This window comes from Bacteroides zoogleoformans (genome assembly GCF_002998435.1).
Lineage (GTDB): Bacteria > Bacteroidota > Bacteroidia > Bacteroidales > Bacteroidaceae > Bacteroides > Bacteroides zoogleoformans.
Map to the genome: position 1 here is coordinate 1,261,201 of NZ_CP027231.1, position 22,593 is coordinate 1,283,793.

The 22,593-nt window shown below is 49.2% G+C and carries 19 protein-coding genes; 13 read left to right on the plus strand and 6 right to left on the minus strand.

What is annotated here, in order from left to right; translation table 11 throughout:
- The first annotated feature begins 111 nt into the window (after positions 1-111).
- The 13 genes from C4H11_RS05315 (at position 112) to miaA (ending at position 13,794) form a co-directional block, all read left to right on the plus strand.
- Positions 112-1,428 (plus strand): alpha-L-fucosidase, encoded by a 1,317-nt coding sequence (locus C4H11_RS05315; protein ID WP_106043154.1) that lies wholly within the window; start codon positions 112-114, stop codon positions 1,426-1,428.
- Positions 1,429-1,515: 87 nt separating this feature from the next.
- Positions 1,516-2,211 carry a zinc metallopeptidase gene (locus C4H11_RS05320; RefSeq protein WP_106040756.1) on the plus strand — a complete coding sequence of 232 codons (696 nt, stop codon included), beginning with the start codon at positions 1,516-1,518 and terminating at the stop codon, positions 2,209-2,211.
- 201 nt (positions 2,212-2,412) lie between these two features.
- Positions 2,413-3,774: a histidine--tRNA ligase gene (hisS, locus tag C4H11_RS05325; protein WP_106040757.1), complete on the plus strand. Its 1,362-nt coding sequence runs from the start codon at positions 2,413-2,415 to the stop codon at positions 3,772-3,774.
- 373 nt (positions 3,775-4,147) lie between these two features.
- Positions 4,148-4,900: an EFR1 family ferrodoxin gene (locus C4H11_RS05330; protein ID WP_106040758.1), complete on the plus strand. Its 753-nt coding sequence runs from the start codon at positions 4,148-4,150 to the stop codon at positions 4,898-4,900.
- Positions 4,901-5,073: 173 nt separating this feature from the next.
- On the plus strand, positions 5,074-5,346 hold the full coding sequence (locus tag C4H11_RS05335) for a co-chaperone GroES (protein WP_106043156.1): 273 nt from the start codon (positions 5,074-5,076) through the stop codon (positions 5,344-5,346).
- Between the two features lie 41 nt (positions 5,347-5,387).
- Entirely contained in the window at positions 5,388-7,025 is a 1,638-nt protein-coding gene (gene groL / locus C4H11_RS05340) for a chaperonin GroEL (protein ID WP_106040759.1), read from the plus strand.
- A gap of 185 nt (positions 7,026-7,210) precedes the next feature.
- Positions 7,211-7,429: a winged helix-turn-helix domain-containing protein gene (locus tag C4H11_RS05345; protein WP_106040760.1), complete on the plus strand. Its 219-nt coding sequence runs from the start codon at positions 7,211-7,213 to the stop codon at positions 7,427-7,429.
- Positions 7,430-7,592: 163 nt separating this feature from the next.
- Positions 7,593-8,828, plus strand: coding sequence for an HD domain-containing protein (locus C4H11_RS05350; RefSeq protein ID WP_106040761.1), 1,236 nt, complete (start codon positions 7,593-7,595; stop codon positions 8,826-8,828).
- 79 nt (positions 8,829-8,907) lie between these two features.
- Positions 8,908-9,948, plus strand: coding sequence for a UDP-3-O-(3-hydroxymyristoyl)glucosamine N-acyltransferase (lpxD, locus tag C4H11_RS05355; RefSeq protein WP_106040762.1), 1,041 nt, complete (start codon positions 8,908-8,910; stop codon positions 9,946-9,948).
- Between the two features lie 3 nt (positions 9,949-9,951).
- Positions 9,952-11,337 (plus strand): bifunctional UDP-3-O-[3-hydroxymyristoyl] N-acetylglucosamine deacetylase/3-hydroxyacyl-ACP dehydratase, encoded by a 1,386-nt coding sequence (locus C4H11_RS05360; RefSeq protein ID WP_106040763.1) that lies wholly within the window; start codon positions 9,952-9,954, stop codon positions 11,335-11,337.
- 23 nt (positions 11,338-11,360) lie between these two features.
- Positions 11,361-12,137 carry an acyl-ACP--UDP-N-acetylglucosamine O-acyltransferase gene (lpxA, locus tag C4H11_RS05365; RefSeq protein WP_106040764.1) on the plus strand — a complete coding sequence of 259 codons (777 nt, stop codon included), beginning with the start codon at positions 11,361-11,363 and terminating at the stop codon, positions 12,135-12,137.
- 50 nt (positions 12,138-12,187) lie between these two features.
- Entirely contained in the window at positions 12,188-12,748 is a 561-nt protein-coding gene (locus C4H11_RS05370; protein WP_106040765.1) for an IS1096 element passenger TnpR family protein, read from the plus strand.
- Positions 12,749-12,876: 128 nt separating this feature from the next.
- Positions 12,877-13,794 (plus strand): tRNA (adenosine(37)-N6)-dimethylallyltransferase MiaA, encoded by a 918-nt coding sequence (gene miaA, locus C4H11_RS05375; RefSeq protein ID WP_106040766.1) that lies wholly within the window; start codon positions 12,877-12,879, stop codon positions 13,792-13,794.
- Positions 13,795-14,031: 237 nt separating this feature from the next.
- Here the strand turns inward: miaA and proS are convergent, their stop codons facing one another.
- The 6 genes from proS to C4H11_RS05410 all read right to left on the minus strand — a co-directional run bounded on the left by proS (position 14,032) and on the right by C4H11_RS05410 (position 22,554).
- Complete coding sequence (gene proS, locus C4H11_RS05385; protein WP_106040767.1) at positions 14,032-15,525, minus strand: proline--tRNA ligase; 1,494 nt, start codon at positions 15,523-15,525, stop codon at positions 14,032-14,034.
- Positions 15,526-15,738: 213 nt separating this feature from the next.
- Positions 15,739-15,996, minus strand: coding sequence for a hypothetical protein (locus C4H11_RS05390; RefSeq protein WP_129588285.1), 258 nt, complete (start codon positions 15,994-15,996; stop codon positions 15,739-15,741).
- A 289-nt stretch (positions 15,997-16,285) separates the two neighbouring features.
- Complete coding sequence (locus C4H11_RS05395; RefSeq protein ID WP_106040769.1) at positions 16,286-16,825, minus strand: HU family DNA-binding protein; 540 nt, start codon at positions 16,823-16,825, stop codon at positions 16,286-16,288.
- 604 nt (positions 16,826-17,429) lie between these two features.
- Positions 17,430-20,165 (minus strand): fimbrillin family protein, encoded by a 2,736-nt coding sequence (locus tag C4H11_RS05400; protein WP_106040770.1) that lies wholly within the window; start codon positions 20,163-20,165, stop codon positions 17,430-17,432.
- A gap of 126 nt (positions 20,166-20,291) precedes the next feature.
- On the minus strand, positions 20,292-21,389 hold the full coding sequence (locus tag C4H11_RS05405; protein ID WP_106040771.1) for a fimbrillin family protein: 1,098 nt from the start codon (positions 21,387-21,389) through the stop codon (positions 20,292-20,294).
- A gap of 202 nt (positions 21,390-21,591) precedes the next feature.
- A complete protein-coding gene (locus C4H11_RS05410; RefSeq protein WP_205729954.1) occupies positions 21,592-22,554 on the minus strand; it encodes a DUF5119 domain-containing protein in 963 nt (320 codons plus the stop codon).
- Positions 22,555-22,593 lie beyond the last annotated feature (39 nt).

Sequence of the window (22,593 nt, forward strand, 5' to 3'; positions counted from 1 at the left end):
TATTTAACGTGAGTTCGATGAATTTATTCAAGATAAAGAAGGTTGATAATCAGTTGCTTTATTGATATTTAGGATTCACTACAATTGTTAGAGTTCACATTATTTATTGCCATGAAAACTCATTTTTTATCGTTTTTATTATTGATTCTGTTTCCGGCTTCCATAAAACCGCAAACTTATCAACCCACGAAGGAGAACTTAGAGTCTCGCCAAGAATTCCGCGACAGCAAATTCGGCATTTTTCTTCATTGGGGGCTTTATGCTATGCTGGCTACCGGCGAATGGACCATGACCAACAAGAATTTGAATTATAAAGAATATGCCAAATTGGCGGGTGGCTTTTACCCTTCTAAGTTTGACGCAACTCAATGGGTATCCGCCATCAAGGCTTCCGGGGCAAAGTATATCTGTTTTACGACTCGTCATCACGAAGGCTTCTCTATGTTCCACACCCGCTACTCCGATTACAATATTGTAGACGGCACTCCCTTCAAACGCGATATCCTGAAAGAACTGGCAGACGAGTGCCACAAGCAAGGCATTCGCCTTCATCTGTATTACTCGCACATCGATTGGTTTCGTGAAGATGCCCCGTGGGGACGTACCGGACGCGGTACCGGACGCCCCAACGCGGCAGGAAACTGGAATAGTTACTACAACTTCATGAATAACCAGTTGACCGAACTGCTGACCGGCTACGGTAAGATTGGTGCCATTTGGTTCGATGGCTGGTGGGATCAAGACCGGAATCCTGATTTTGATTGGCAACTGCCGGAACAGTATGCAATGATACACCGCCTGCAGCCGGCTTGCCTCATTGGCAACAATCATCATCAGACGCCTTTTACCGGAGAAGACATCCAGATATTTGAACGAGATCTGCCGGGTGAGAATCGTGCCGGATTATCGGGGCAAGACATAAGTTCCCTTCCTTTGGAGACGTGCGAAACCATGAATGGCATGTGGGGATATAAGATTACAGATCAAGACTATAAGTCGGTAAGAACATTGATCCATTATCTGGTAAAAGCGGCAGGCAAAGACGCCAACTTGCTGATGAATATAGGGCCTCAACCCGACGGAGAACTTCCGGCTATAGCATTGGAACGTTTGGCAGAAGTAGGAAAATGGATGAAACAGTATGGAGAAACCATTTATGGCACCCGCGGAGGTTGTATCGCTCCACGACCTTGGGGCGTAACTACGCAGAAAGGAGATAAATTGTTTGTGCACATCCTTGACTTACAAGACAAAGTCCTATTCTTGCCATTAGAAGGGAAAAAAGTTAAGAAAGCCGTCCGCTTTGCCGATAAAGCTCCCCTGAAATTTCAAAAATGCGAAAAAGGTGTGATGCTATACTTATCTGACATCCCAACAGATATTGATACGATTGTAGAATTACAGCTCGGCAAGGGGGCGTTGAGGTAGCTGACTGCCTTATTCTTCTTTTTTGGCAAACAATTTGCTATACAGTTATCGACAATAGATTTTATTCACAAATAAAGAAAGAAAATTATGGGAACAGGAATGATAGGAATGCAATGGATTATTTTTATCGGTATTGCCGTTATCAGTTGGTTGGTGCAGATGAATTTGCAGAACAAGTTCAAAAAATACTCCAAAATAGCCATAGGGAATGGTATGACAGGAGCAGATGTAGCTTTAAAAATGCTGCAAGATAATGGGATTTATGACGTCACCGTGACACACACGCCGGGACACTTGACCGACCACTATAACCCTGCCGACAAAACTGTGAATTTGAGTGAAGGCGTCTATAACAGCAACAGCATAATGGCTGCCGCCATTGCTGCTCACGAATGCGGGCATGCCGTGCAGCATGCACGAGCCTATGCCCCGCTCACCATGCGTAGCAAATTGGTTCCGGTAGTCTCCTTTGCCTCACAATGGATGACATGGGTGCTTTTGGCCGGCATCTTGATGTTGAACTCCTTCCCGCAACTGTTATTGGCCGGTATAATCCTGTTTGCTACCACTACCCTATTCAGCTTCATTACTTTACCGGTGGAAATTGATGCCAGCAAACGCGCATTAGTGTGGCTTAGCAAATCAGGTATTACAAATTCTTACAACCATGCACAAGCCGAAGATGCGCTCCATTCGGCCGCTTACACCTATGTAGTGGCTGCTCTTGGTTCTTTGGCCACATTAATTTATTATATCATGATATTCTTGGGCCGCAGAGATTAAAGGACAGCTTGTTATAAAGATAACGTTTCTTGCAAATCTGCCTCAATGGATACGCACAGACACAAGCATTAAGAGTAAGCCTTTGCGAAATCGGATAAAGAGATACCCGCACTACGGATAAAGAGTGCGAGTATCTTTTTTTCTTATTCAATAAAAAACGTAACTTTGCCGCATCCTATTTTAAAAGAAACCAATACGATTATGGCAACAAAACCAAGTATTCCGAAAGGGACCCGCGACTTTTCGCCTGTAGAGATGGCGAAACGAAACTATATATTCAGTACCATCCGCGAAGTATATCACCTGTATGGATTCCAGCAGATAGAAACACCTTCGATGGAGATGCTTTCTACCTTGATGGGGAAATATGGTGAAGAAGGCGATAAATTGTTGTTCAAGATACAAAATTCCGGCGACTATTTCTCCGGCTTGACAGACGAGGAATTATTAAGCCGAAATGCAGCCAAACTGGCCTCCAAATTTTGTGAGAAAGGTTTACGCTATGACCTTACGGTGCCTTTTGCCCGCTATGTGGTAATGCACCGTGATGAAATCACCTTCCCTTTCAAACGTTATCAGATACAACCCGTTTGGCGTGCCGACCGTCCGCAAAAGGGACGTTATCGTGAGTTCTATCAGTGTGACGCCGATGTAGTGGGCAGTGACTCCTTGCTGAACGAAGTGGAATTAATGCAGATTATCGATACTGTATTTACCCGCTTCGGCGTTAGAGTTTGCATCAAAATCAATAACCGCAAAATTTTGAGCGGCATTGCCGAAATCATTGGCGAGGCAGATAAGATTGTCGATATAACCGTAGCCATAGACAAATTGGACAAAATAGGACTTGATAATGTCAATGCCGAACTTAAAGAGAAAGGTATCGGCGATGAGGCCATTGGTAAGTTGCAACCCATCATCCTGCTGAGCGGTAGCAACGAAGAGAAGCTCGCTACTCTGAAGGAAGTTCTTGCAGATAGTGAGACCGGCCTGAAAGGGGTGGAAGAAAGCGAATTTATTCTCTCTACACTTAAAGCCATCGGCTTGAAGAACGAGATTGATCTTGACCTGACTCTTGCCCGTGGCTTGAACTATTACACCGGTGCCATATTTGAAGTCAAGGCCTTGGATGTACAGATTGGCAGCATTACCGGTGGCGGCCGCTATGACAACCTGACCGGAGTGTTTGGGATGTCGGGAGTTTCAGGAGTGGGTATCTCCTTTGGCGCCGATCGCATCTTCGATGTATTGAATCAACTTAACCTTTATCCCAAGGAAGCAGTGAATTCCACTCAACTCTTGTTCATCAACTTCGGAGAGCAAGAAGCAGCTTTTTCTTTGGAAGTATTGCTCCAAGTACGTGCGGCAGGCATCCGTGCCGAAATTTTCCCCGACGCCGGTAAGATGAAGAAGCAAATGAGCTATGCCAACTCAAAAGCCATACCTTTTGTCGCGTTGGTAGGAGAAAATGAAATGAACGAAGGAAAGGTTACATTGAAAAACATGGAAACCGGTGAACAAAGACTTGTTTCTCCGAAAGAATTAATTAGCGAATTGAGTTAATAAAAACTGAAAAAACTTTTAAAAGGAGCAATATTTGCTCCTTTTTTTATATATTTATGGCACAAAAGAAGTTACAACATATAATGTCATGAGAATGTAGGTAGTATGTAGTTTGCAACTTCTAATTTTGCAGGATAATAAAAACAAAGGAGGTTCTTATGGTTTCTGTCGGACTTAAACAAGAAAAGCACAATGCGCTGGTCAGTTTTCTGATGATTGTCATTGCGATATTGTTCCTACTCTATATAGGGAGTTCATTAGTGCATTCCACAAAAACATTTTGGGAAAACTACTCAATCGAAGAAATGCTGGAATAAAAAGCAGGCCGGCATACCTCTGTTTTTTGTTACCTTTGCCAACAAAAGCAAAGCTTATGATACTTTATTTTACCGGAACCGGGAATTCTCGTTGGGTGGCAGAGCGTCTTGCGGAAGAAACAAAAGAAAAAGCCATCAACATCGCCCACTTAACAGAGCAGAAAAGGGAGATAACGGAAAAGTTGATGAAAGGGGAATCTTTCGGCATTATCTTTCCAATACATTCATGGTATGCTCCTCGTATATTGATTGAGTTCCTGCAACAAATCCATTTACCCCATCAGACCTACCGATATGCCGTATGTACCTGCGGCGATGATGCAGGTAAAGGCTTGCAACGTCTTTCCGGACATTTCCGTTTAGACGCAGCTTGGTCTGTAGCTATGCCCAATACATACATCCCAATGTTCGAGCTGGATGACGATACCCTCTGTTTTAAGAAAATAGAAGAAGCGCGTATCCGCATATCTTCCATAGCCAAAGATATCCTTGCACAGAAACATGTATGGGAGGTACATGAAGGAAAAGCTGCATGGCTGAAAACCTACATCGTCAATCCGCTGTTCAACCGTTTCGTGATTCACTCCAAAGGGTTTCGGTCGGATGAGGGTTGCACGTCTTGCAGCGCATGTGTCAATTCGTGTCCGATGAACAATATCCGCTTACAAGAAAAACACCCTGTCTGGGGCAAAGGGTGCATCCATTGCATGGCCTGCATACATATTTGCCCTCATGAGGTTATACAATATAAAAACTCAACCCGACAGAAGGGACGTTACCATTTAAAGAAATATCTGACAAGACCATAGACTGAAAATCACTCCCGCTTCTTGCACAAGCACAAAGGTCGTAGCGTCATTTTGTCAGTCATTATCTGCCAAATAAGCACCATCATCCTTTTGGCACAGTTTTCGTAAATTCCTTGGTGCTTGTCTAAAGCAAGACATTTAATGTAATAATGTATAACATAAAACAAAAAGCTATGAACATTAAACCACTGGCAGACAGAGTACTGATACTCCCTGCACCCGCAGAAGAGAAAACAATTGGCGGAATCATCATTCCCGATACGGCAAAAGAGAAACCTTTGAAAGGTGAAGTAATTGCAGTAGGCAACGGAACAAAAGACGAAGAAATGGTATTGAAGGTCGGCGACACAGTGCTGTATGGCAAATATGCCGGAACGGAACTGGATGTTGAGGGAACCAAGTACCTTATCATGCGTCAAAGCGATGTGCTTGCGGTTTTGGGATAAATTACAAATTATGAATCTAACATTAAAATATAGATAGAATTATGGCAAAAGAAATATTATTCAATATCGATGCCCGCGACCAATTGAAGAAAGGGATTGATACATTGGCAAATGCAGTTAAGGTAACTCTCGGCCCGAAAGGACGTAACGTAATCATAGAAAAGAAGTTCGGCGCTCCTTACATCACGAAAGATGGTGTTACTGTAGCTAAGGAAGTGGAACTGGCTGATGCTTATCAGAATACAGGCGCACAGCTTGTAAAGGAAGTTGCTTCTAAGACCGGTGACGATGCAGGTGACGGCACCACGACCGCTACCGTATTGGCTCAGGCCATTGTAGCCGAAGGCTTGAAAAACGTGACCGCCGGTGCAAGCCCCATGGACATCAAACGCGGTATCGACAAGGCTGTTGCCAAAGTGGTAGAATCCATCAAAAACCAATCAGAAAAGGTAGGTGATAACTATGATAAGATAGAACAAGTAGGTACTGTTTCTGCCAACAACGACCCCATTATCGGTAAGCTGATTGCGGATGCCATGCGTAAAGTTTCCAAAGACGGCGTCATCACCATCGAAGAAGCAAAGGGTACGGATACAACCATCGGTGTAGTAGAAGGTATGCAGTTTGACCGCGGTTACCTTTCTCCCTACTTCGTAACTAATACGGAGAAGATGGAGTGTGAAATGGAAAAACCCTACATTCTGATTTATGACAAAAAGATTTCCAACCTGAAAGACTTCCTGCCCATCCTGGAACCGGCAGTACAGACCGGCCGTCCTCTGCTGGTTATTGCAGAAGACGTGGATAGCGAAGCTTTGACTACTTTGGTTGTGAACCGTCTGCGTTCTCAGTTGAAGATTTGTGCAGTGAAGGCTCCAGGCTTCGGTGACCGTCGCAAAGAAATGCTTGAAGACATTGCTATATTGACCGGCGGTGTTGTCATCAGTGAAGAAAAAGGTCTGAAATTGGAACAGGCAACAATTGAGATGTTGGGTACGGCCGATAAAGTAACCGTATCTAAAGATAACACTACAATCGTAAACGGTGCCGGTAGCAAAGAAAACATCAAGGAACGCTGCGAACAAATCAAGGCTCAGATTGCCGCTACAAAATCAGACTACGACAAAGAAAAACTGCAAGAACGTCTGGCCAAATTGTCAGGTGGCGTAGCTGTCCTCTATGTAGGTGCCGCTTCCGAAGTTGAGATGAAGGAAAAGAAAGATCGCGTAGATGATGCGCTTCGCGCTACTCGCGCCGCCATCGAAGAAGGCATCGTTGCCGGTGGAGGTGTAGCCTATATTCGCGCACTCGAAGCTTTGGAAGGATTCAAGGGTGACAATGCAGACGAAACCACAGGCGTTGATATCATCAAGCGCGCCATCGAAGAGCCGTTGCGCCAGATTGTAGCCAATGCAGGAAAAGAAGGTGCCGTTGTTGTGCAAAAAGTGCGTGAAGGCAAGGGTGACTTCGGCTACAACGCCCGCACCGATGTCTACGAGAACTTACATGCCGCCGGTGTGGTAGACCCTGCAAAAGTTACCCGTGTGGCTCTTGAAAATGCAGCTTCCATAGCCGGAATGTTCCTCACCACCGAATGTGTCATTGTAGAAAAGAAAGAAGATAAACCCGAAATGCCGATGGGTGCTCCCGGAATGGGAGGCATGGGCGGAATGATGTAATCATCTCTCTTTATTTTGAACGAAACATAGGAAACCGCAATGTCTTTAGCGACATTGCGGTTTTCATTTATCATAAAAATCGCAAAAAAACGTTCTTTTTTACTCTTTATGCGCCCTATTTTCAAGAAAAATTGTTATCTTTAAAAACAGAAACCTAATCAATAACTTATTAAATCGATGTTGCTATGAACAAAAGGGAAATTGGGCTTAATGCAGGAAGAATTTGGTATTTGCTTAGCGATAATGCCAAATGGAGGTATGAGACCTTGAAAGAGAGATCCGAATTGGGTGATAGAGAACTTGGAGCCGCCTTAGGATGGTTGGCTCGCGAGGATAAGATTGAAATTCACCTTGAAGGAGATGATCTCTATGTTTCATTGGGAATAAATGTTTATATCGGATAAGAACCGATTGAATGGACCAATCAAGAAGCACAGATTTTGTGACAGGGGAAGGAATCTGTTTAGTTGCAAAATCAGTGCCTTCTTATTTTCTACTTTTACAGAATATTCTTTCCGTTTTGCCGTCTCCTAAAAAGGCATTACCTTTGCCGCAAATCTCAACCACATGTCCTACAAAAGGAAAATCATCAACGACCCGGTCTTCGGGTTCATCAACATACCCAAGGGACTGCTCTATGACCTCATCCGGCATCCCCTTCTACAGCGTTTAAACCGCATCAGACAAGTAGGTTTGTCGTCTGTGGTATACCCCGGCGCACAACACACACGCTTTCAGCACTCATTGGGAGCGTATTATCTGATGAGCGAAGCCATCCAACAGCTCACTGCCAAAGGCAACTTCATTTTCGATAGTGAGGCCGAAGCCGTAGAAGCAGCAATTCTGATGCACGACATCGGGCATGGACCTTTCTCTCATGTGCTGGAGGACACCATTGTGCGTGGTGTGTCACACGAAGACATATCGCTGATGCTGATGGAACGCATCAACAAAGAGATGAACGGACAGCTGACGCTTGCCATCCAAATCTTCAAAGACGAATATCCCAAACGCTTCTTGCATCAACTGGTGAGCGGGCAGCTTGACATGGACCGCCTCGACTACCTCCGCCGCGACAGTTTCTATACCGGAGTGACGGAAGGGAATATAGGTTCCGCACGTATCATCAAGATGCTTGATGTAAAGGACGACCACCTCGTGATCGAGTCCAAAGGCATTTACTCCATCGAGAATTTCCTCACCGCACGCCGTCTGATGTATTGGCAAGTCTATTTGCACAAAACATCCGTGGCCTACGAGAGAATGCTTATCAGCACCCTGTTGCGCGCCAAAGAGCTTGCCGGCCGGAGAGAAGAGTTATTTGCCTCGCCCGCATTGCGATTCTTTCTCTACAATGACATCAACCGAGAGATATTCTACAGCAACCCGGAATGCCTGGAGCATTTCATCCGACTGGACGACAACGACATCTGGACAGCTCTCAAAGTCTGGAGCGACCATCCGGACAAGGTGCTATCTACTTTGAGCACCGGCATGATTAACCGCAACATCTTCAAGGTAGAGATTTCTACCGAGCCTTTCAGCGAGGAGCGGAAAAAAGAACTGACTTTGCAAATCAGCGAACAATTGGACATCTCCCTCGCCGAAGCAAGCTATTTCATTTCTACCCCCAGCATTGAGAAGAATATGTATGACGAGGCAGACGACAGTATTGACATACTCTATAATGACGGCAGCATCAAAAACATTGCCGAAGCATCGGATATGCTCAATATCTCCCTCCTGTCCAAGAAAGTAAAAAAACACTACCTATGCTATCAACGTTTGCATAGACAAGTATAAAATATTCATCACAGGGCAAGGATATATTAAAAAAAAATCCGTTATTTGTGCTTTGAAACCATCTAACAAGAATAGTAAAATGGAGTTTTCGGCTAAACAAATCGCTACATTTATCCAAGGAGAAATTATCGGGAACGAGAATGTCACCGTTCATACCTTTGCGAAAATCGAAGAGGGAATACCGGGGGCCATTTCATTCTTATCCAATCCCAAATATACCTCCTACATATATGAAACCCAATCAAGCATTGTTCTGGTAAACAAGGATTTCACCCCGGAACAAGAAGTAAAAGCAACGCTGATTAAAGTAGACAACGCCTATGAAAGCCTTGCCAAGCTACTCAACCTTTACGAGCAAAGCAAACCGAAACAGACAGGAATCAGTCCTTTGGCTTTTGTTGCCGAGAGTGCAAAGATAGGAAAGGATGTTTATGTGGCTCCTTTCGCCTGCATCGGCGAACATGCAGAAGTGGGCGACAATACTGCCATTCATCCGCACGTCACCATCGGCAGCGGCGCAAAGGTAGGCAGCAATTGCATCATTTATGCCAATGCAACCATATATCACGACTGCCGCGTAGGCAATCATTGCATCCTGCATGCCGGTTGTGTGATCGGTGCAGACGGATTCGGTTTTGCCCCGACTCCCGAAGGATATGAGAAGATTCCCCAAATCGGCATCACCATTCTGGAAGACAATGTGGAAGTAGGTGCAAACACATGTATAGACAGGGCCACCATGGGCGCCACCATTGTACATAGCGGTGTAAAGCTGGACAATTTAATCCAGATAGCACACAACGATGAAATAGGCTCACACACGGTAATGGCCGCACAGGTAGGCGTTGCCGGATCCTCAAAAGTGGGAGAATGGTGTATGATAGGTGGTCAAGTAGGCATTGCAGGTCATATCCACATAGGAAACCAAGTAAACCTTGGCGCACAATCAGGTGTTCCCGGCAACATCAAGGACGGCAGCCAACTGATTGGTACACCTCCGATGGAGCTGAAGCCTTATTTCAAATCAGCAGCCATTTTCCGCAAGCTGCCGGACATGTATGCGGAACTGAATACGCTCCGCAAGGAATTGAACGAACTTAAACAACAAATAAACAAGTAACCAATGTTAAAACAAAAGACTCTAAAAGAAAGCTTTTCGCTCAGCGGAAAAGGTCTTCATACGGGACTTGACCTAACCGTTACTTTCAATCCGGCTCCAGATAACCACGGATATAAGATTCAACGCATCGACATCGAAGGACAGCCCATCATAGATGCCGTTGCCGACAATGTGACCGAAACCACCCGTGGCACCGTACTTTCCAAGAACGGAATCAAAATCAGTACGATAGAGCACGGTATGGCAGCCCTTTATGCATTGGGTATAGATAACTGTTTGATACAAGTAAACGGACCGGAATTTCCCATTTTGGACGGAAGTGCCCAAGATTACGTCAACGAGATAGAACGGGTAGGCATCATCGAACAGAATGCCGTCAAAGATTTCTATATCATCAAGTCCAAGATTGAATTCCGAGATGAAACGACCGGTTCATCCATCATAGTATTGCCGGATGAGAATTTCAGTCTGAACGTATTGGTATCATACGATTCGACCATTATCCCCAACCAGTTCGCCACTCTGGAGGACATGGTCAGGTTCAAGGACGAAATAGCAGCCAGCCGGACATTCGTTTTCGTGCGCGAAATCGAGCCGCTGTTGCAAGCCGGCCTCATCAAAGGCGGTGATTTGGACAATGCCATTGTGATTTACGAGCGTGAAATGTCGCAGGAGAACTACGACAAGCTGGCAGACATTATGGGCGTACCTCACATGGATGCCAAACAATTGGGCTACATCAACCACAAACCGTTGGTATGGCCTAACGAATGTGCCCGCCATAAACTGCTCGACGTAATCGGCGACTTAGCCTTGATAGGCAAACCCATCAAGGGACGTATCATCGCTACCCGGCCGGGCCACACCATCAACAATAAGTTTGCCCGTCAAATGCGTAAGGAAATCCGCCTGCACGACATTCAAGCCCCTGCCTACGACTGCAACCGCGAACCAATCATGGACGTAAACCGCATTCGCGAACTTCTGCCCCATCGCTATCCGATGCAATTGGTGGACAAAGTAATCGAAATAGGGGCCAATTACATCGTGGGTATCAAGAATGTAACCTCCAACGAGCCTTTCTTCCAAGGGCACTTCCCGCAAGAGCCCGTGATGCCCGGTGTATTGCAGATAGAGGCCATGGCGCAAACAGGCGGCCTGCTGGTATTGAACTCCGTAGACGATCCGGATAGCTATTCTACCTACTTCATGAAAATAGACGGTGTAAAGTTCCGTCAGAAAGTAGTGCCGGGCGATACACTGATTTTCCGCGTAGAGCTGATGGCTCCCATACGACGTGGAGTTTCAACCATGAAAGGTTATATATTCGTAGGCGAGAAAGTGGTCTGCGAAGCTGAATTCATGGCACAAATAGTCAAGAACAAGTAAAGAAATCTGCAATTAAAGAAGATATGATAAGTCCTTTAGCTTATATTCATCCCGAAGCGAAAATCGGTGAAAACGTAGAGATTGCTCCTTTTGTTTTCATAGACAAGAATGTGGAAATCGGCGATAATAATAAAATTATGGCGAATGCCAGCATTCTGTACGGTGCGCGCATCGGCAACGGGAACACCATTTTTCCGGGCGCCGTTATCAGTGCCATCCCCCAAGACCTGAAGTTCAGAGGAGAAGAAAGTACTGCCGAAATCGGCGACAACAACCTTATACGTGAAAATGTAACCATCAATCGCGGCACGGCCGCTAAAGGCAAGACGGTTATAGGCAACAACAACCTGCTGATGGAAAGTGTACACGTAGCCCACGATGCTATCGTCGGCAATAATTGCATCATCGGAAATGCCACTAAAATGGCCGGTGAAATTGTCATCGATGACAACTCCATCATCAGCGCAAGCGTACTGATGCACCAGTTTTGCCGCGTAGGCGGGTATGGGATGGTGCAAGGAGGCTGTCGCTTCAGTAAAGATATTCCGCCCTACATCATCGCCGGACGAGAGCCTATCTGCTATGCCGGAATCAATGTCGTAGGGCTGCGCCGTCGCGGTTTCTCCAACGAAACGATAGAGAACATCCACAATGCCTATCGCATCATCTATCAAAGCGGACTGAACAACACCAACGCTCTGAAAAAGATTGAAAGTGAAATGGAGATGACACCTGAAATAAGCTATATTGTGAATTTCATACGCGAATCGAACCGCGGCATTATCCCCGCCGGCAAATAAGAAAGATTCGGAGTTCGTTTTAATATTATTCGTATAAAGCATTAATCAAAATGATCTACAGATTTACAATCATCTCGGACGAGGTGGACGATTTTGTCAGAGAAATACAGATAGACCCGGAAACCACTTTCTACGACTTTCACAAGGCTATCTTACAATCGACAGGCTATGCCGATGATCAAATGACTTCTTTCTTCATCTGCGACGATGACTGGGAAAAAGAAAAAGAAGTCACGCTGGAAGAAATGTATGACAATCCGGAAATAGACAGCTGGGTGATGAAAGATACCCCGCTCAACGAACTGATTGAGGACGAAAAGCAAAAGCTGTTGTATGTATTCGACTACATGACGGAACGCTGTTTCTTCATTGAACTTTCCGAAATCATCACCGGTAAAGACATGAAAGGGGCCAAATGTACCAAGAAATCGGGCGAAGCTCCCAAGCAGACCGTTGACTTTGAAGAGATGGCCGCAAACGCAGGTTCACTCGATTTGGGCGAAAACTTCTACGGAGACCAGGATTTTGACATGGAAGACTTCGATAAAGACGGATTCAGCGGTTTTGATGACAGTGCTTCGGATACTTCGTACGAAGAAGAGAGATATTAAGAACCAACTCTCTACTTTTTCGAGACATCACCATATCGGGCACGAGCTACGCGGACAAACACGGCTTTCATAAACTAAATTCGTGAAAGGGGCGTAGTCCGTGCTTTTATCATTTCCCCCCTCGCAACATGCACACCCTCATCGTACTTATCGGCCCCACCGGAGTGGGAAAAACGGAACTAAGCCTTCGGCTGGCAGAACAACTGAACACTTGCATTATCTCGGCCGACTCAAGACAACTGTATGCCGACTTAAAGATAGGTACAGCCGCCCCTACCCCGGAACAGCTCCAACGGGTGGAGCATCATTTCATAGGCACTTTGAAGCTGACCGACTATTACAGCGCCGCTCAATATGAGACAGAAACTCTGAAGATCCTCGAAACCTTATTTACCAAGCATGACACCGTAGTGCTGACCGGCGGTTCGATGATGTATGTCGATGCCATCTGCAAGGGCATTGACGATATCCCCACCGTAGATGCCGAGACTCGCCGGCTACTGCTGCACAAATACGAAACTGAAGGATTAGAACGACTATGTGCGGAACTTAAGCTACTGGATCCGGAATATTATAAAATCGTAGATCTGAAGAATCCCAAACGTATAGTCCATGCCTTGGAAATCTGCTACATGACCGGAAAAACCTACACCTCCTTCCGCACACAAAAGACCAAAGAACGGCCTTTCGACATCGTCAAGATAGGTCTGACACGCAACCGTGAGGAACTTTACGACCGCATCAACCACCGTGTAGACCAAATGATAGCGGACGGACTGGTAGAAGAAGCCCGGAAAGTTTACCCTTACCGAGCACTCAATGCGCTGAATACGGTAGGTTATAAGGAAATATTCAAGTATATTGACGACGAATGGACATTACCGTTTGCCATTGAGAAAATAAAGCAGAATTCCCGCATCTATTCCCGCAAACAGATGACCTGGTTCAAACGGGATGAAGAAATCCGCTGGTTTCATCCGGCACAAGAAGCAGAAATTATCGAGTATCTCAAGTCCTCCATAAAAACCTCTGATGTCTTATACTGATATAGATAGACACATTTACTAACTTGTAGCCCTGCCTTGCTGAACAGTTGGATTAAAAAGTATGATAATTTTTCAGAAAACCTATCTTTTCCCTCTGAACAAGAATCAACAGAAATGTCCAATTGCAGTAAGGAAGACTACAAAGATGAAAATGCACAATTAAGTCATTTCTTCTGAAGTCCTACTGATAGAGCAAACACGGAATTCGACCTCAAAACTTCTGAAACAAAAGCTACATCAATAGGAACGTGCGAAAATCACACGGCAGGCCGAAGGTTTACCTGTCACCATGCACTTGCCCGGTTCCTTATCATCAGAGACAAAGGAGTCGAACGGCACGCAGCGAATAGTGGCTTTTGTTTCCTCTTTGATTTTCTCTTCCGTTTCGGTAGTACCATCCCAATGAGCCAATACAAAGCCGCCTTCTTCAATCTTCTGTTTGAATTCTTCGTAGCTGTCCGCACTGCTGATGCGGCTATTGCGATAATCAAGTGCTTTCTTGTAGATGTTTGCCTGAATCTCTTCGAGCAAGTTCTTTACGTATTCTTCGATGCCCTCGCAGGAACGTGTCTCTTTCTCCAGTGTGTCGCGGCGCATAATTTCCATCGTGTTGTTCTCTAAATCACGGCCCCCCATCACTAAACGTACGGGCACGCCCTTCACTTCATAGTCGGCAAACTTGAATCCCGGACGTTTGTTGTCGGCATTATCATACTTCACGGAAATGCCCATCGACTTCAGTTTGGATACAATACCAGCAACCTTTCCATCAATTTTCTCCAGCATCTCCGTATTCTTATAAATAGGTACAATGACTACCTGTATAGGAGCCAAATGCGGAGGCAACACCAATCCGTTATCATCGGAATGAGTCATGATAAGAGCACCCATCAGACGGGTAGAAACGCCCCATGATGTGGCCCACACATATTCCATTTTATTCTCTTTGTTTACGAACTGTACATCGAACGCTTTGGCAAAGTTCTGTCCGAGAAAGTGAGACGTGCCGCTTTGCAAGGCTTTACCGTCCTGCATCATCGCCTCGATGGTATAAGTATCCAGCGCACCTGCAAAACGTTCGTTGGCCGATTTCACTCCTTTCACCACAGGCACTGCCATGTACTTTTCAGCAAACTCGGCATATACGTTCAGCATTTTTATCGCTTCGGCCTCCGCTTCTTCGCGGGTGGCATGCGCGGTATGTCCTTCCTGCCACAAGAACTCGGCAGTGCGGAGAAAGAGCCTCGTACGCATTTCCCAACGGAACACGTTGGCCCATTGATTGCATAGGATAGGCAGATCCCGATACGAATTGATCCAATTCTTATACGTGTTCCAAATAATAGTCTCGGAAGTGGGACGGATAATGAGTTCTTCTTCCAGCTTTGCAGCAGGATCCACCACCACGCCACCGCCATTCGGGTCGTTCTTCAAGCGATAGTGCGTCACTACGGCGCATTCCTTGGCAAAACCCTCCACATGCTCCGCCTCGCGGCTTAAGAAGGATTTCGGAATAAGCAAGGGGAAATAGGCGTTGACATGTCCCGTTTCCTTGAACATATCGTCCAGTTGACGCTGCATCTTCTCCCAAATTGCATATCCGTAAGGCTTAATCACCATACAGCCGCGCACAGCCGATTGTTCTGCCAAATCGGCCTTTACCACCAACTCATTGTACCATTGAGAATAATTCTCACTACGTTTGGTCAGGTCTTTCAATTCTACTGCCATTCTATTTCGTTTTTTAAGTTTTCGTTGATTTATCCAAACAATCGGCAAAAATACATATTTTAAACGTAGTCATCAAATTTACAATAAAGTTTATGTACCTCTTATCATCGAGTGAGGAGCGGATTAACCAAATCAGAGAAGCTCTGCACGCATTGGGTAAAGAACCGGTTGCCGTCTGAAGTCTGCCGTCCAATCTCTTACCTCTTACGGCGTCTAATCCCCATTTATCAGCCTCGCCGCCGCATCCACCAGCCGGTACCTGCGGCACACCTCGAGTACAATCTCCTGCGGGATGTCCGTCACCATGGGGTGCGTTTCCCCGTCTTCGCAGGTCACGTGCCGGAACGGCAGTTGCGGATAGAGGGCGTGCAGCACCAGAGCGGAGCAGTCGTACGCCGTGAATGCGCCATCCGTCATGTCAATATCTATAAGGCTGTTCTCGCGTGCCTCCGCCGCCTTCATTCGTTTCATAGTCTGATAAGTTTTCATAAGCATTAGAGATTAGTGGTGGGATTAGAGGTGAGATTAAAGGTAAGATTAGAGGTAATATTAGCCAATAGAGAATAAACCTTATACCTTAGATGTCGGACGCAAGGGAAAAGGAAAGGATAAAAATTAAAATCCGCGTCATCCGCGTCTGAAGAATCACCCCCTCCGAGAAACCCCGCCGCCCTCCCCCGGCCCCTGCGGCCCGCCCCCCTCCCTATGGGGGAGGGGTTGGGGGAGAGGCTTCGGGGGTTGGGGGAGAGGCTTCAGGGCTTCATCCCAGCGGGTTTTCCCCTTGACCGCCTGTGCCGCCGGTAGTACCGCCGCCCGTGCCGCTTCCGCCGCTACCTCCCGGTGCAGGTGTGGGCAGTCCTTTGGCTTTGCGGTAGTCCGCCATCGAGGCATAGTTTACGCCGGCCTCCAGCACACCTCCGTCCTCGAAGCTGAGTTCTCGGATAATCCTGCCGCGAAGTTCCCGGGCAGGTGTGAACGTTACGCGGGGCGATTTAATCATCGTGCCCACGTTGAAATCTTCTATCTTCTCCACGCCTGCACTTTTAAAGGTGATGCGGAATGTACCCAGGCCGGGCACATTCACCGTGTGTCCCTGCTGCAACTGTTGGGGGATGAACTCCGCCAGCAGCTCCATGGCTGCCTCCAGCTCGATGGGTGCCGTGGTGGTATGTACCGTTGCGGCACGGGTCAAAGCTTTGGGAGACAATGGTTTTGCACTGTTTGGCACGGCATACCACTTAGCCGGGTCATTCTTCTTCATCGGGTGCTTCTTCTGCACCAATTTGTAACTGATACTCATACTGATAAAGTTTTAATTAATAATTAAATGATAATAACTCACAGTCGGCGTGTGAACGCCTTTTCTTTTAATTCCCTTGAATGTCCCCGCAGGAGGGGTACTTACCTCACTGTGGAGACGCCGTTTACCTCACTGCGGTGACGCTTCTTGTCTCACTGCGGTGACGTTGCTTGTCTCACTGCAGTGACATCACCCATTTCACTGCAGTGACGTTGCTTGTCTCACTGCGGTGTCATCTCCTATCTCACCGCAGTGACATCGCTACCCCTCACACATATAGCTGACATCAGACATTAAGACCGTACATATCAGAACATTAGCATTCATGCATTAGATTCAAGACAAAATAAAATCCGCGTCATCCGCGCAATCCGCGCCTAAAAATCATCCGCGCCTGCCCTCCTCTTGCCTCAGCGGCCGCAAGTCTCGTTCCGCATCCATAAAGTCACGACTTGTATATCCCATTGTATTTACGTATAAAGTGAAACGTGATACTCTCGGCTTTTTCGACTGGCTTCGCCGGTATCGGGTTCCTACGGCTTTCAGCCGCAGGAGAATAAAGCCAATGAAACAAATGAAGCCGACACGGTCGCTTCGCTCCCTTTTATTCTTGGGTTGCCCGCACCGAGTAGCCGCGGCTCCGTTCGGCCTTGTACTGCGTGTACACGCTGTTCGGGTAGAAGATCATGATCCATCCGTAGTACGTGTTGTACGGCCCCGCCGTCCAGTAGTGGGCGATGCTCCCTACGCTGGTGGACACTGCGTTATAGTTCCACCGATGGCCCGACGCAGGGAAAAAGACGGAAGTAGTCTTGCTTGGATCACAATAAAAGTTCCAACCTTCGTTCCATGTGCCATTTGTTCCTGTTATAGTAAATCCCGTGAATACATTACTCGGAGGAAGTTTATACCCCACAGGCGAAGGGTCGTAGATGGTCTTTACTACGAGATTGTCGTTGGCTGAGGTAGTGTTATTGTTCGCATCCCATAGGTTATAATATAGGCCGTCCATGGAAGAGTTGATACTGAACGTGCCGGGTTCCGTGATACCGCGAGTGATACAAGCGCTGCCGGTAGAAAAGTTTTGGAAGGCAGGAAGCTCGTTGGTGTGGGTTGTTCCCGATACATCATACCATGTCTTGTTGATGCTTTTCGAGTTTCCGTCCGGATCTTCAAATGCCCCCACGAACGGGTCTTTCCGTCCCCACTGGTAATAAGTTTGATTCCAAGTCTCTGTAATGGTATGCGCCTTTTGCTTTACAGTGAATGTCTTTGGGTCAGCCGATGTGTACCCTGCTGTGGGCTTCTGCTTGAAGCGTACCTGCACGGTGCGCTCGGCATATGCCACCTCTTTTCCGTCGCACCAGCCGAGGTTGAGGGTCATAATCTTGTATTTCTTGTTCTGGTGGTTGGTGATCTCCTTGTCGGGTGTGGTTGTCCCTGTTGCGCCCGGCTTGTAGTCCGTCACCCAGATGTGCCAGCTCCACAGCACGGTGTTCGAGGCGTCGCGCACCGCTGCCACGGCATTGCCTTGGCAGATGGTGGCCTGCCCCACGGTAAACTCGAGGAAATGGCCGTCGGAAGATAGCGCCACGTCGGTCACCAAGTTCAGCGCATCCTGCCAAATGAGCGTGCAGCTTGCCGGTGTACAATTGGTATTGTTGTAGATGTACGGGTCGATAATACCTACTCCCCGGTGGTTGATAAACGGTTTAAGCACATTGCCCCCGCTTGCAGTGGAGGTGTAGGCAGATTCATTCCATCCCGGATTTGGGCCTCCGGGCACTTTGACATAATCCACCGCATTGCCATACACCAAGGGTAGCTTATACCGCCCCGGCGCATTCACAATGTAGCAGTTTGCCGTGCGCATGGGTGCGTTGTTTCCCTGATAGTCGTGCGTGGACAGATCGTATATATTAGTATTCGTCCCGTCGTTCACCGGAGTAGCGTTCTTCAATGCTACAGTGTGTGGATTGTCAGGTGTGCTGTTCACCTGCGCCGCCACCGTGGCGGTATACGATGCCGCCGAAGTGCCTCCCGCTTCGTTTTCGGTGAATGCCGTCAGCCACTCCGGTTTGTTTTTGTTCCAGACTATCCCGTCCTCGGAGAACTCCACCTCCCAGGAGATGGGCACGACCTTGTCCACCCCTCCGCCCGATACCGTGGCGCAGCTCTTTACCGTGTAGCTATTGCTTCCTCCCCGGTAGTCGTATTCCGCCGGAGGCGTCACCTCCAGCGTAGGGGTAATCACCATGCTTGTCACCGACACCTGATAGGTCACCGTCTTTCCCATTTCCCATTGGCTGCCTGCTATGGAGGCTTTCATCGTGCGCACGGCATTTGTCAGCCTGTCCGTGTACTTCACCTCCAGTTCCGCCCCCGCGGGCAGCTGTTGCGGAATCATCATGAACGTGGCCGCCGCAGGCGTTATCTCCGTGCCGGGTGTCTGGCTTTCGGGTATAGTGGCCGCAGGCGTCAGCGCCTGCGTAAAGTCCTTCCTGTCGGCATGGCCTTCCCATGCGCTCTCGCCTATGCGGTACGTGCCCTTGCCGTACACGCCCTTCAGCGTGACGTTCGTAATCGTCCCCGCAGGCAGGTCATTGCCCGTGACAAAGCGCACGGCCGTCAGCGCATGCTTAAAGGTAAGCAGGGCGGGCGTGCCTCCGCCGCCCGGCATCTCGTCGGTGGCGGCCGTCAGCAGGTCGGTCTGGCCGGCCACGTCGGCAGGAACGGTGTAGGTCAGCACGGGTGCGCCGCCCGCGCTCTTGGCCGAGAGTGCCAGGCTCGATGCCGGCAGTGCGCTCTTGTAGGGAGCGTACGCAAAGAAGCGTATCTTCGAGCCCGCCCCCGGCCAGCGGCTGTCCGTCGTCCATCCGCCGGCTTTCTTCACCTCCGTGTCATACATGTAGTCGGGTGTCCGCGTGTCGTTCCACGCTTCCGCGGCGGGATATACGAAAGCGGACACGCCCATGGAGGCGTGCATGGTGGAAGCGTCTACCGGGGCGGCTTTCGTGGCGGGACGGCTTTCTGTAACGGAGACGCCGCCCGTTGTCACGTCCCCCGCAAGAGCGTTTTCCCCGTCCGTGACCATGCCCTCCCTCACCGTGGCGTGCAGGTAGAGCGGCGTTCCTCCCCCGGTCAGGGAGTCCTGCAGGGCAAACACCCGTGTTGCCGGCGGTGTTTCCCCTGCAGGCATCCCCAATGCCTCTACCTTGAATCCGATACTGCGCCCCGGATACGCGCCCCCCTCTTCGTGAGAGTCGTCGCAGGAGCAAACTCCGGCAGTCAGCAGGGCCAGTGCCCCGCCTGCCAATACTGACAATGTCACTCTTTGCATATAGATGTTGTTAGTGATTAGTGATGAATAGATGAATGATAAGTGGCTGGTAAACAGCGGCAAGTGCCCGGCGTGGAGTAAGTGTTGACCGCTGACAACAGCCAGGCACCTGCCGCTAATCACTGATTACATCCCTATCTCGGTGCTTCCCGCCGTCCAGTCTTCCACGGTCACGGTGAAGGTGATGGGGTTGCCCAGTACAGGGTCTCCGCCCGTTCCCGGATTCGGGTCGATGGTCGGGTCGCTGGGATTCACGGGGTCGGTGGGAATCGGATCGATTTTACCCGCGCCGCCGCCCGGGGAACAGAAGTTCAGCGCGTAGATATACTTCTTCCCGGCTTCCCAGGCAGAGTCTATCTTCACGGCGGAGTAGCCGTACTTTCCTGAAGCGGGCGGATAAATCTGCGTACCGTTCTTCGTGACCTGGCAGAGCACGGCCAGATAGGCTCCGTTCGGAGAGGCGGCACCGCTCCACGGCGTTAATGTCTGCGGAAGCAGCATGAAGTTCTCCGTTCCCGTGATGTTCTGCTCCGATGCCGTCAGGGTGACGGGGGCGGACAGGCGGGCCGAGAAGCTGGCGGGGGCGTTCGGCGCGTCCCATCCCGCCAGCGGGCCGGAAGCGGTCGTGGGCGAGGTGGGGAAGGTGAAGTTGGCCGCCGATTTCACCTGGCATACCTTCACTCCCTGCACCTTGATGGTGACGGTGGGGTCGGAGCACTTGGCCTTCACCTCTATCTGCGAGAGGATGTGCTTGAAGTTGAGTGCCACGCCCGATGCGGAGGTGGTGCGGCTGCCGGTGTTGTGGGCCACCACGATGTCCTTCTGATCAGAGACCTTCTGCGGTGTCACGTAGCTGAATATCTTCTGCGTGCCGCTGTTGATGTACACCGATGCGCCGGCAGGCAGGTTGGCCGGAGCGTAGGCGAAGAACTTCACCTCGTCGTTTCCGGGCCACGTCTGAGGATCGGTCATTTCCCATTTGCCGCCCGTCTGTCTCACCTCGGCGTTCTCGAAGAGGTTCGTTCCTCCCGAACTCTTGAATGCCGTCACCTTGAAGGGCGACAGGTTGGTCAGCGTGGTGACCGCCCCGCGGGTGGAAGCACCCAGCGTGGGATGGAAGTTGATGGATTCGCTGCGGTTCACAGCGTTCGTTTCGTCCTGCGAGCAGGAGCTGAGGCCGATGAGGCCTGCTGCCAGAAGGCAGCCCACAAGTTTCTTTTTCATACTTGTTTTTGTTAGGATTAATAAAATTAGATTAAGAAAAAACACTGCCAGTTGCCTGTCAGTTATATCATATATTCCACATATTCACTTTCACGTCATCATCCGCTTGTAAAACAGGGAATCCGCATCATCTCCGTCTGAAGAATCATCATCCGCGTTAAAAACACAATCCGTGTCATCCGCGGCATCCGCGCCCGAAAGGCTACAGGTCTATCGGCCGCGTCTCCGTGCTCCAGTCGTCCACTCCCGTCTGGAATCCTCCTCCTTCCTCCCCCGCGGGCGCGGGGATCGTCAGTCCGTCCAGCCGTATATGCACGTGCCGCCTGTCGGTCGCGCGGTTCACCTGTCCGCTCACGTCGAACGAAATGCGCCTGCAGCTGCCGTCGCGCAGGGTGACGCTGAGCGTCAGCCGGTGCGACGTGTCCTCCGCCTCGCTCACCCCGAAGCACAGCACCCGGCCCGTGAGCCGTGCCGTGCCCTCCTCGATGCCCGCTTCGAAGCGGAGGGACGAGCGTGAGGGGGAACGGTGCCCGGTTCCCGGGAACAGCGAGGCGGACATGCCGGAGAGCGAGAAGGCTGCGGAAGAGACACCCGCAAGGTTGCGCACGTTCACTATCTCTACGGTGTAGATGTAGCTCTGCTCCTCCGGACAGAGCACGAGCGGACTCTCCGGGGCCGGCAGCTCCGAGGGGACGGTGACGGTGAAGTCCGTGCCGCCCGTTCCCCAGAGCATGCCGGGAGAGGAGACCGCCGGCTCCTGTCCGTCCCCATCCTGCACGGGGAGAGGAGGCGCGCAGGCCTCGAAGCTCTCCGGGGTGTCCGTGCCGCGCAGGAGCGCGGACTCGTTGTCGTTGTTCAGGCAGAGCACGCGGTACGTGCCCGGCAGAAGTTCGGTCGGACCTCCCTCACGGGGAAAGTCCCTGCGTAAGGGGCTGCCGGAGGAGGGGAAGAAATAGACGCTCATGCCCGTGGCCGATGCCCCGGGAGCATTGCGCCAGTCAAAAATCACCCGCACCCGTACCGAAGAATCGGGGGCGAAGGCGAAGGGTTTATGGTCACAGGAGGCGAGCAGCGAGGCGACGCCCGCCGCAAGCAGGATGAGCACGAACGCCCCCAACAGGAAGGCGATGCCGTGCAGACATTTTTTTCTCATGGATGTTCTCATGCTTCTCGTGGATGTTATTTCTGTCGTTCTCATGAATTT

Bases quoted from the DNA above. Each gene is read 5' to 3' on its own strand.
- C4H11_RS05315 (WP_106043154.1), top strand. From the start codon at position 112: ATGAAAACTCATTTTTTATCGTTTTTATTATTGATTCTGTTTCCGGCT.
- C4H11_RS05320 (WP_106040756.1), top strand. From the start codon at position 1,516: ATGGGAACAGGAATGATAGGAATGCAATGGATTATTTTTATCGGTATT.
- hisS (WP_106040757.1), top strand. From the start codon at position 2,413: ATGGCAACAAAACCAAGTATTCCGAAAGGGACCCGCGACTTTTCGCCT.
- C4H11_RS05330 (WP_106040758.1), top strand. From the start codon at position 4,148: ATGATACTTTATTTTACCGGAACCGGGAATTCTCGTTGGGTGGCAGAG.
- C4H11_RS05335 (WP_106043156.1), top strand. From the start codon at position 5,074: ATGAACATTAAACCACTGGCAGACAGAGTACTGATACTCCCTGCACCC.
- groL (WP_106040759.1), top strand. From the start codon at position 5,388: ATGGCAAAAGAAATATTATTCAATATCGATGCCCGCGACCAATTGAAG.
- C4H11_RS05345 (WP_106040760.1), top strand. From the start codon at position 7,211: ATGAACAAAAGGGAAATTGGGCTTAATGCAGGAAGAATTTGGTATTTG.
- C4H11_RS05350 (WP_106040761.1), top strand. From the start codon at position 7,593: ATGTCCTACAAAAGGAAAATCATCAACGACCCGGTCTTCGGGTTCATC.
- lpxD (WP_106040762.1), top strand. From the start codon at position 8,908: ATGGAGTTTTCGGCTAAACAAATCGCTACATTTATCCAAGGAGAAATT.
- C4H11_RS05360 (WP_106040763.1), top strand. From the start codon at position 9,952: ATGTTAAAACAAAAGACTCTAAAAGAAAGCTTTTCGCTCAGCGGAAAA.
- lpxA (WP_106040764.1), top strand. From the start codon at position 11,361: ATGATAAGTCCTTTAGCTTATATTCATCCCGAAGCGAAAATCGGTGAA.
- C4H11_RS05370 (WP_106040765.1), top strand. From the start codon at position 12,188: ATGATCTACAGATTTACAATCATCTCGGACGAGGTGGACGATTTTGTC.
- miaA (WP_106040766.1), top strand. From the start codon at position 12,877: ATGCACACCCTCATCGTACTTATCGGCCCCACCGGAGTGGGAAAAACG.
- proS (WP_106040767.1), bottom strand. From the start codon at position 15,525: ATGGCAGTAGAATTGAAAGACCTGACCAAACGTAGTGAGAATTATTCT.
- C4H11_RS05390 (WP_129588285.1), bottom strand. From the start codon at position 15,996: ATGAAACGAATGAAGGCGGCGGAGGCACGCGAGAACAGCCTTATAGAT.
- C4H11_RS05395 (WP_106040769.1), bottom strand. From the start codon at position 16,825: ATGAGTATCAGTTACAAATTGGTGCAGAAGAAGCACCCGATGAAGAAG.
- C4H11_RS05400 (WP_106040770.1), bottom strand. From the start codon at position 20,165: ATGCAAAGAGTGACATTGTCAGTATTGGCAGGCGGGGCACTGGCCCTG.
- C4H11_RS05405 (WP_106040771.1), bottom strand. From the start codon at position 21,389: ATGAAAAAGAAACTTGTGGGCTGCCTTCTGGCAGCAGGCCTCATCGGC.
- C4H11_RS05410 (WP_205729954.1), bottom strand. From the start codon at position 22,554: ATGAGAACATCCATGAGAAAAAAATGTCTGCACGGCATCGCCTTCCTG.